The organism is Lactobacillus ultunensis DSM 16047 (genome assembly GCF_001436305.1).
In the GTDB taxonomy this organism is placed as follows: Bacteria; Bacillota; Bacilli; order Lactobacillales; family Lactobacillaceae; genus Lactobacillus; species Lactobacillus ultunensis.
In genome coordinates this window covers 1-5,259 of sequence record NZ_AZFO01000059.1, presented here as the reverse complement: position 1 = coordinate 5,259, position 5,259 = coordinate 1, and the positions used below count along the sequence as shown (strand labels likewise).

The 5,259-nt window shown below is 32.2% G+C and carries 10 protein-coding genes; 7 read left to right on the top strand and 3 right to left on the bottom strand.

Annotated features, from left to right (window positions below; translation table 11 throughout):
* The coding region (locus FC57_RS10155; RefSeq protein ID WP_056990031.1) for an MFS transporter at positions 1-923 on the bottom strand (923 nt) is incomplete at its 3' end.
* 126 nt (positions 924-1,049) lie between these two features.
* Between FC57_RS10155 and FC57_RS10150 the strand changes: the two genes are divergently transcribed.
* Positions 1,050-1,466 carry a winged helix-turn-helix transcriptional regulator gene (locus tag FC57_RS10150; RefSeq protein ID WP_007125821.1) on the top strand — a complete coding sequence of 139 codons (417 nt, stop codon included), beginning with the start codon at positions 1,050-1,052 and terminating at the stop codon, positions 1,464-1,466.
* Between the two features lie 169 nt (positions 1,467-1,635).
* On the opposite strand, the gene FC57_RS10145 is transcribed toward FC57_RS10150, so the two are convergent.
* Entirely contained in the window at positions 1,636-1,875 is a 240-nt protein-coding gene (locus tag FC57_RS10145) for a cytochrome b5 domain-containing protein (protein ID WP_007125822.1), read from the bottom strand.
* Between the two features lie 180 nt (positions 1,876-2,055).
* Here FC57_RS10145 and msrB point away from each other — a divergent pair, with 180 nt between their 5' ends.
* The 6 genes from msrB to FC57_RS10120 all read left to right on the top strand — a co-directional run bounded on the left by msrB (position 2,056) and on the right by FC57_RS10120 (position 4,873).
* Positions 2,056-2,475: a peptide-methionine (R)-S-oxide reductase MsrB gene (gene msrB / locus FC57_RS10140; protein WP_007125823.1), complete on the top strand. Its 420-nt coding sequence runs from the start codon at positions 2,056-2,058 to the stop codon at positions 2,473-2,475.
* A gap of 17 nt (positions 2,476-2,492) precedes the next feature.
* Complete coding sequence (gene msrA, locus FC57_RS10135; RefSeq protein WP_007125824.1) at positions 2,493-3,032, top strand: peptide-methionine (S)-S-oxide reductase MsrA; 540 nt, start codon at positions 2,493-2,495, stop codon at positions 3,030-3,032.
* A 63-nt stretch (positions 3,033-3,095) separates the two neighbouring features.
* The gene (locus tag FC57_RS10940; protein ID WP_007125825.1) at positions 3,096-3,281 is read left to right on the top strand and encodes a flavodoxin family protein; all 186 of its coding nucleotides are present in this window, start codon (positions 3,096-3,098) and stop codon (positions 3,279-3,281) included.
* Between the two features lie 107 nt (positions 3,282-3,388).
* Positions 3,389-3,529, top strand: a complete 141-nt coding sequence (locus FC57_RS10935; protein ID WP_155801061.1) for a hypothetical protein — start codon at positions 3,389-3,391, stop codon at positions 3,527-3,529.
* A 75-nt stretch (positions 3,530-3,604) separates the two neighbouring features.
* Positions 3,605-4,102, top strand: a complete 498-nt coding sequence (locus FC57_RS10125) for a hypothetical protein (RefSeq protein WP_007125826.1) — start codon at positions 3,605-3,607, stop codon at positions 4,100-4,102.
* 138 nt (positions 4,103-4,240) lie between these two features.
* Positions 4,241-4,873, top strand: a complete 633-nt coding sequence (locus FC57_RS10120; RefSeq protein WP_007125827.1) for an ArsR/SmtB family transcription factor — start codon at positions 4,241-4,243, stop codon at positions 4,871-4,873.
* A gap of 104 nt (positions 4,874-4,977) precedes the next feature.
* Here FC57_RS10120 and FC57_RS10115 read toward each other — a convergent pair whose 3' ends face one another.
* On the bottom strand, positions 4,978-5,199 hold the full coding sequence (locus FC57_RS10115; protein ID WP_007125828.1) for a DUF3923 family protein: 222 nt from the start codon (positions 5,197-5,199) through the stop codon (positions 4,978-4,980).
* Positions 5,200-5,259 lie beyond the last annotated feature (60 nt).

Genomic DNA, 5,259 nt, shown 5'->3' with positions numbered 1-5,259 from the left:
GATTTAACTAGCACCACGCGTATATTAATAATGGCAGGAATAAAATATGGAGTAGTAAAGTAAAATGCGATTAAAGCTAATCCTTGAATAATAAAAATCATAAACAAAACAGTAACAGGATTTGAATCGCCAAATTTACCACCAATACTATTACCAATTGCAATAGCAATTCCATAAATTACAAGAATGATACTAATGTATTCACTTTTAACCATTGTTACCCTTTCAAGAATTGGTGATAAATAAGTAAAAGTTGCAAAAGTACCACCATAACCAAGAATAGTAACTAATAATGTTAATAATATATGTGGTTGCGTAAAAATATGAAGTTGTGCACCTAAATTAACCTTCGTATTGTTAGCTTTATCTTTAGGTAAAACAATTATATTCATGACCAAAGCAAGTAATCCCAGAATAGTAATTGCTAAAAACGGAATACGCCAGCTGATAAAGGTACTAATAGAAGTACCCAGTGGAGCACCAATTGCAGTAGCAATCGTAAATCCAGAAAAGATAAAGGCAATTGCACTAGCCTGCTTTGATGGACCAACTAACTCAGCCGCAATAATAGAACTCAGTGCAAATAATAAACCATGAGCAGCTCCTGCAATAAAACGTCCAATTAAAACTGTAATAAAAGTTGGTGCAAATGTAATTAACAAATGTCCAAGTGAGAAAACTATTAGTGCTCCAATAATAACCTTTTTCTTTGCAAAACCACTTGTTAACAAGGTAAGAATAGGTGCCCCAACTGCTACACCCAGTGCATAAAGCGTAGTTATTAGTCCAGCAGTACTGGTAGAGACATGAAATTCAGCAGACACAGATGGTAAAACACCTACACTGATAAATTCAGTTACGCCCACTGCAAAGAAAGTGGTTGCCATAGCAAATAAAGCAAACTTAATTTTTGATTTACTCATTACAAACCTCCAATTTTTGATTACTGAAGATATTGTATGTGATATACTAATAAAAAGTAAGTACGAACTTTAAAGTGCTATAAGAACAAAAATGTTACATTTGCTTAATAAGAGGAAGACAAGTACATGCCAGAGAGAATTTATCGATTAGCCGTTGATGTAACCTTAAAAGCCATTGCAGGTAAATGGAAAACTTCCATCCTATGTAATTTGGGAAATAAACCTATGCGAACGGGTGAATTAAAGCGTCAACTACCAGGAATTAGTCAAAGAATCTTAACAAAACAATTAAACGAGTTAGAGCAAGAAAAAATTATAAAGAAAAAAATTTATCCAGAAGTACCACCAAAGGTTGAGTATTGTCTCACAGATAACGGTAGAGCTTTACGAGAAGTTTTATTGGTCATGTCCAAGTGGGGAATGCAACAAACAAATCTTCAAAACAATGATGGTCATCACTACAAAATTTTAGATAAAAACTTATACGGCTTCACAAATATGAATAATAAGGATGCAGAAAGACGCCAAATTGATAATTTATAAAAACCTGCTTTTAGTTTCAATATATTTGTTACTGCCTCATAACTAAATCTTTGCCACACTAGAAAAAAGTGTGGCAATTTTTATACTCTAAAAATTATTTTTACTTACAAAAAAACGAAGGTTAAGCAACCTCCGTAATTTACCCTGTTAAAAATATTAAACAAAAAAGTTATTTACTACTTAATTTTCCAACTACTTTTAAATTAGCTAGTACTTTATCACCATGTGGAGATTTTTTTAATGCTTCAGTAAGATCCTTTCCTGCTAAATTGCCATGATGCTTTCCGCCTTGCCAATGAGAATTATTAGTAACATCGTACACGATGCCATTTACTGCAACATAAGCTTTTTCCCCATTTTGTCCATTAAATTTTGCTAATTCATCTTTTGTGAAAATTTTTTCGTTCATTTTAAGCACTGCCTTTCTAAAAAATATTCAATTAGTTAATTGAATATTATCATAATAGCAATAAAATTTAAACTGCTGATTTATCAGTAATAAAAAATGCGTTTTAGTTTGACTTTATTTTCTATGGTGTTAGTATTCAATTAATCAGTTGAATACTAACAATAAAAAGGAGGATGTCCTATGAATAAAGAAAATCAAAAGCATCTAACCGTAAAGCAATATGCAGTAACCCAAAAAGGTGCTACAGAACCTGCTTTTACAGGAAAATACGATAATTTCTACGAAAAAGGGATTTATGTAGATGTTGTTTCAGGAGAACCTTTATTTTCTAGCGAAGATAAATACGACGCAGGTTGTGGTTGGCCATCATTTACCAAACCTATTAAAAAACTTGACTATAAAGTCGATAATTCACTTTTTATGAGAAGAATAGAAGTTAAAAGTCCAAGAGCGCATTCTCATTTAGGTCACGTATTTGATGATGGTCCAGTTGAAGAAGGTGGTTTGCGATATTGTATTAATTCGGCCGCATTAAACTTCATCCCTTACAGCCAATTAGAAGAAAAGGGATATGGCGAATATAAGAAAATATTTAATTAAAGGAGGTGAATACTACAATGACAGACAAAAACTTACCCGAATTTGACACAGCTATTTTTGCGGGTGGTTGTTTTTGGTGCATGGTTAAGCCATTTGACACTCTACCAGGTGTAGAAAAAGTAACCAGCGGTTATACAGGCGGAGACATTGCTAATCCCACTTATGAGGAAGTTTGTTCTGGTACAACTGGACACACCGAAGCAGTAAAAATCACATTCAAACCCAATTTAATGTCTTACAAACAGTTACTTCAATATTATTGGCAAGTAACTGATCCCACCGATGAAATGGGTCAATTTCAAGATCGAGGTGACCAATATCGACCAGTAATTTATTACAATTCACCGGAACAAAAAGCAACAGCAGAAAAATCTAAACAAGAATTAGCAGAAAGTGGAAGGTTCAATAAACCTATTGTGACAGCTATCGAACCCGCTTCTACTTTTTATCCAGCAGAAGATTATCATCAAGATTTTTATAAAAAGAATCCCTTACGATATGCAATAGAAGAAGCCGGTGGCCGTGCTCTCTTCATCAAACGCCATTGGCCAAAATAATCTTTGATTTCAGTCTCTTAATTTTTTGACATAAATATTACTTTTATTGAAAGGACTACAAAAATGGAAATCGCTGTAAGATATTATTCTAAAACAGGAAATACTAAAAAATTAGCGGATGCTGTAGCTAATACTGCTGGTGTTGAGGCTCAAACTGTAAGTCACCCATTAAAACATAACGTTGATCTTTTGTTTTATGCGATTCAGTATATTGGGCAGGTGTTGCCTCACCTGTTAAAAAATTTCTAAAAAATCCTGGAGCTAAAATAGGAAAACTTATTAATGTAAGCACAGCAGCTTTACTTTCATCTACTTATCCGGAAATTAAAAGAATTGCTTCCTCCGCCGGCATACCTGTGGATAAACGCGAATTTCATTGTCGTGGTCAATTTTCCTTGGAACATCATGGCATTCTTCATCGTGGTCATCCTACTCCAGAAGAAATTACTCAAGTTAAGCAATTCACAAGCTCTATTATTATTAGAGATTTTAACTAAGGAAGCGAGACATAACTAAAGCTATTAAAAAAATATCCACTAAATTAAGAAAATCAGTATTGGAGGTTTAACATTATGACAAATGCAACAACAAAATTATTTCTTGATGTAAAAGAATTTGAAAAATATCAAACTTTACTAAAGAAGCAAGTTCATCTAGAAAATCCTCAAAACTACAATGAAACAAGTACTTTTCCTAATACTAAAGCTCACAAGAAATTACTAAGAGCACTCAGCAAAAATAATAATGAATTAACTAGTACAGATCTCATTTTCAAATATAATTTCAGAATGAGTGAACTTCAGGATGCTATCTCAGCCCTTACTACAAACAAATTGATTACTAAAGAAGATATTAACGACACTGAATGCAAGCTTACTCTTACAGAAAAGGGTATTAAGGCCGTAGAAGACTTTAACCAAAATGCTGATAAGATTGCTCAAGCAGCCTATGGTAGCCTTAGTGACGACGAGCAAAAACAACTTGATACCTTAATTAATAAATTACTTAAAGATTACAAAAGTAGAGATGTCAATTACTCTTCATTAATTGACGTATTACACTTAAATTAGAAAAAATATATAAAAAATGATTACTTAGTTTGCCCCTACTAAGTAATCATTTTCTCGTGACTAGACTATAAACATTTGACAAATTAATTATAAGAAAATAAATTATTCAATATAATAATTTATTACTTTGGAGTTAACATGAATAATCAAGAAAAATATAAACGGCAAATGTTTTCCGAATTAGCTCAAATTGGTAAAAGTTTATCTAGCGATAGTCGTTTAATCATTCTCCATCTTTTAATTCAAGCCCCTAGTACAGTAGAAACTATCGCCAAAGAAAGTAAACTTAGTATTGCTAACACTTCTCGTCACTTACAAATTTTAAAAAAAGCTTATTTAGTAAAATCTATCAAACAAGGAAATCATATTATTTACAATATGGCTAATTATAAAATCTATAACCTGATTAATTTACTAATTGATATTGGCGAAGATGAAATACTCGATTTTAAAAATGCTCAAAACCAAGCTAACAGTGAGCCTGGTGTAAAAACAATTTCTTTGGCTAATGCTAAAGAAATTGTATCTCGAAGTCTCCTTATTGATGCACGAACTGAACATGAATATAATGAAGGACATATCACAGGTGCAATCAATATTCCATTTGATAAAGTTGATAAGTATCTAAAAAAGCTGCCACAAAATAAGCCAATTATTGTTTATTGCCGCGGTCGACTTTGCCCATTAACAAATCAAGTAACCCAAAAACTAAACAATATGGGATTTGAAGCCTATAGTTTGAACAGCTCTTATTTAGATTGGATAAAATAATATGTTGTCATCCCATAAAATAGATGGCGATTTTTATGGTCAATGCTCTCAAATTCAACAGATAGATTCAAAAAGGATTGCTATTCATCTAGCAATCCTTTTATTTATTGTCCCATCTTATGAGTATTTCTTTTTAAAACAATACCCCAAATTATATAACCGATTACGAATGGAACCGCAAAAATTCCCCAAATCATTAAAGTTATCTCTTTTAATTGAAGCGTCTGAATTATTCCTGCTCCATCAACGCTTCTGAACCAGATAAATGCTGCTACAAATAGCCAAATTACCAACAGAATTACTCCACTTATTTTCCATGTTTTCATAATGATGTCCTCCAAATTTTTATGGAGCTATTTTAGCATAAAACATTCTAAGCTAAATAG